Source organism: Fibrobacter sp. (assembly GCF_017545445.1).
In the GTDB taxonomy this organism is placed as follows: domain Bacteria; phylum Fibrobacterota; class Fibrobacteria; order Fibrobacterales; family Fibrobacteraceae; genus Fibrobacter.
This window is the reverse complement of sequence record NZ_JAFWOM010000042.1, coordinates 1-3,726: the sequence shown is the minus strand read 5'-3', so window position 1 is coordinate 3,726 and position 3,726 is coordinate 1. Positions and strand designations below refer to the sequence as shown.

Here is a 3,726-nt window from a genome sequence, read left to right as displayed (position 1 = left end):
CAAAATTTCAACAGCAATTAAATATTTTAAAAGCCGTTCAGGCTCGATTTGAGAGTTCGCTTTTTGACATTCAGCAACTAGTTCAAGCGGATTTGTTTGATGATGAGCTTGCTGCGGCAAAAATGCTTAATAAAAACAAATTTGTGCGTGCAGCGGGAGCAATTGCTGGGGTTGTTTTGGAAAAACATCTAGATCAAGTTTTGAAAAATCATAATTTGATATGTAAAAAGGACACCATTTCTCCTTTAAACGATGCATTAAAGGCGGGCAATGTTTATGACATTCCAACTTTTAGAAAAATTCAACATTTAGGGGATATCCGCAATTTATGCGATCATAACTCAAAACGTGAACCAACGCAAGAAGAAGTTGAAGAAATGATAAATGGTGTTGATTCTATTATAAAAACGGTGTTTTAATTATGCTTTATACACCATTTAAAACAGCGCAAGATTTCGAAAGTCTTATCCATTTGGGTGAGACTTCAGAAAGCATACATTGGGATTATAAGCAATCTTTCAGTCCTAAAAAATCAGAAGATTTTGCAATTGATTTGGCTGCTTTTGCCAATACATTTGGTGGAACTTTGCTAATTGGCGTGGCGGAAAAATCCGATGGAGCAAAGAAAGTTGCCTCCGGTTTTGTTCCCAGCATAAATGTTGAAGAAATTAGAAAGACCGTCCATACGCATATTTGCGAAATTATTTCCCCCAAAATAGATGTTCAAGTCGTACCGATTGATGTTTCTGGAAATCTTATTGTCGCAATAAATGTTGAACCGTCTATAAATCTTGTCGGTGTTTGCCTTGATAAAGATAGGCGTTCATTCAATTTCCCGTATCGAACAGAATTCGGCAATCAGTTTATGACCTTTGAGGAGGTTGAAAAGAGAATGATGGACAGTAAATCTAGGCTTGTCTATTTAAAATTGCAAAAGTATCTCCCTTCTGGAGGCAAAGTATACATATATCCGTATCCAATAGGAAATTATCAAGCTGTATGGTATGCGGAATGCATTCCAGGGGAAGAAAATGAAATAAAACTGAGTCGTAGTAATTATACGTCTATTATTGTACCTTTGACATATATAGATGAAGTATGGAAGGGAAATGGTGGTGTATGCATGAAAATGAATACACGGTTATATTGTACTCCTAATTTCATTGATTTCGAAAATTCAGAAAAAGTAGCAATCTACGAAGCGAATTTAAGAAACGCAATTGAGGCACAAAAGTTTTTCAATGAGGCTCGTAATAGGAATAAATAGCGGAATAATGTTCAAAGTCGCAATTTGCGACCTTGAAGGGAATGCGGTATGAGTGTAGCGAAGGATTTAAAATCATCAGAAAATTTGAAGTCACAATTTGTGATCTCAAGTAAAAGTGACGCTCCTATTGCGAGTAAAATCGTAGTATTTCGTGATGTCCAAGTCATGATAGACCGTGATTTGGCTGAATTGTACGGCGTTGAAACCAAACGTTTGAAGGAACAAGTAAATAGAAATATTGAACGATTCCCAGAACAATTCATGTTTCAATTATCATTAGATGAATATCAGAATGTAAAGAAATCTTTATGGTCGCAAATTGCGACCATAGAAAATAACGAGGATTTACGCGGTCGTCACACCAAATATCTCCCTTACGCCTTTACAGAGCAGGGCGTTGCGATGCTTTCTGCGGTTCTTCGTAGCGAAAAAGCGATTAAGGTCAGTATCGAAATTATGAACGCCTTTGTGCAAATGCGTCATTATTTGCGTAATAATCTTGCTCTTGCCAATCGATTGACTGCCGTAGAAAATAAGGTTGAATCAAAATTCAAGACAATTGACGAAAACTTCTCGAAGATATTCACTGTGTTAGATTCGTCTCCCAAGAAAGCGAAAGAAGGAGTGTTCTTCAAAGGGCAAATTTTTGATGCTTATGCCTTTTTCCAAGACCTCATTAAAACAGCGAAAAAAGAAATCGTCCTTATCGATGGTTATGTAGATTTATCTGTTTTGGAAAGGTTCAAGGCAAAGCAAAAGAATGTTTCGGTGAAAATTTATACTGACCCGAGAGCAGAACTACGGCAAATTGATATTGACAAATTCAATGAACAGTATCCAACTTTAGACGTTGCGCGCACAAAAAAGATGCATGACCGTTTTATGATTATCGACAATAAGGAACTTTATCATATCGGAGCGTCGCTCAAGGATTTGGGCAAGGCGTGCTTCGCGTTTGAAAAAATGGATGAACCTAAAAAATGGATTTCAGCCATTCTAACGGACTTGAGGTAATTATATGGCAACTACTAATGAAATACTAATAGTTCGTTCGCAATATAAGATGGCGGATAAAATGGCAGATTATTTTGGCACATTAAATGGCATATTAAATGGCACATTAGGTTAAAAGGAGTATGATTTATGAGTTTTACGAATCAATCAGACTTGATGCTTGAAGATAATGCAAGCAAGTACCCCGCAATCGAAGTGCTGGCGAAGCTGGGCTATACCTACATTTCGCCCGAAGATGCAGCCCAGGAGCGTGGCACGCAATACAATGTATTGCTCAAGGATATCCTCCGCAAGCAGCTCCAGAAAATCAACCAGTTTGAATACAATGGTATTGCTTACAAGTTTTCCGCCGAAAATATCGAAAGGGCTATCGCAGAACTTGATGTGCCATTGACCGAGGGCCTGGTAAAAACGAGCGAACGCATTTATGATGCATTGATGCTTGGCAAGAGTTATCAGGAAAAATTGGTGGACGGAACAACAAAAAGTTTCAACCTGAACTATATCGATTGGGGAAATTTCGAAAACAACGTTTTCCATGTGACGGAGGAATTCTCTTGCGACAGTTGGGACAAACAGAAAAACGCCCGCCCAGATATTGTTGTATTCGTGAATGGAATTCCTTTTGCCGTTATCGAGTGCAAGGCTCCCGATATTTCTGAAGAAAAGGGTGTCGAACAGAATATCCGCAACCAAAAAGCGGAGTATATTCCGCAGCTGTTCAAATACGTGCAGATGGTTGTCGCAACAAACAAGAACGTGGTCAAGTACGCGACTGTGGGCACCGGGAAAAAATTCTGGAATATATGGCGTGAACAGGATACAGAATGGCAAGCGAGCCTTGTTGATCAGATTGTTGCGGGGCGTGTTCCGACGGAACAAGACAAGACGTTGATTTCGCTGTTCGAAAAAGAGCGCTTGCGCAAGTTCGCGAAGTATTTTGTCGTTTACGATGCCAACATCAAAAAGATTTGCCGTTATCAGCAGTTCTTTGCGGTAGAGGCGATTATGAAAACCATTGCCGAAAATGACCCGGCAGGCAACCGCCAGAGTGGCGTCATCTGGCATACGCAAGGTTCGGGCAAGTCGCTTACCATGGTGATGGTTTCCAAGTATATTCTTGAAGAACTGAGCTCGGTAAGCCCCAAAGTGATTGTCGTGACTGATCGTAAAGAACTTGACAAGCAGATAGCAAAGACGTTTACGCACACGCGCCTCACTCCGGCCCGCGCTACAAGCGGCAAAAACCTTTGCGACCTGATTAACGAGGGCAAGGCCGATGTCATTACATCGATTATCAACAAGTTCAATACGGTAGATAATCAGGGTGTCAAGAACAATTCCAGGGATATTTTCGTCCTTGTTGATGAAAGCCACCGTTCGAACTACGGTTCGCTCGCGACCAAGATGCGAACGGTATTCCCGAACGCCTGCTACATCGGCTT

At 40.3% G+C, this 3,726-nt stretch carries 3 protein-coding genes and 1 pseudogene; all 4 read left to right on the top strand.

The window, feature by feature from the left end:
• Nucleotides 1–419: pseudogene (locus IKG78_RS05055) on the top strand (hypothetical protein); the annotation flags it as partial.
• A 2-nt stretch (nt 420–421) separates the two neighbouring features.
• On the top strand, nt 422–1,267 hold the full coding sequence (locus IKG78_RS05050; RefSeq protein WP_290940282.1) for an ATP-binding protein: 846 nt from the start codon (nt 422–424) through the stop codon (nt 1,265–1,267).
• A gap of 48 nt (nt 1,268–1,315) precedes the next feature.
• Entirely contained in the window at nt 1,316–2,281 is a 966-nt protein-coding gene (locus tag IKG78_RS05045) for an ORF6N domain-containing protein (RefSeq protein WP_290940278.1), read from the top strand.
• Between the two features lie 129 nt (nt 2,282–2,410).
• Nucleotides 2,411–3,726, top strand: a 1,316-nt coding sequence (locus IKG78_RS05040; protein WP_290940275.1) for a type I restriction endonuclease, incomplete at its 3' end; no start/stop codon positions are given.

Coding starts and splice junctions, on each gene's coding strand:
- IKG78_RS05045 (WP_290940278.1), top strand. CDS start 1,316: ATGAGTGTAGCGAAGGATTTAAAATCATCAGAAAATTTGAAGTCACAA.
- IKG78_RS05050 (WP_290940282.1), top strand. CDS start 422: ATGCTTTATACACCATTTAAAACAGCGCAAGATTTCGAAAGTCTTATC.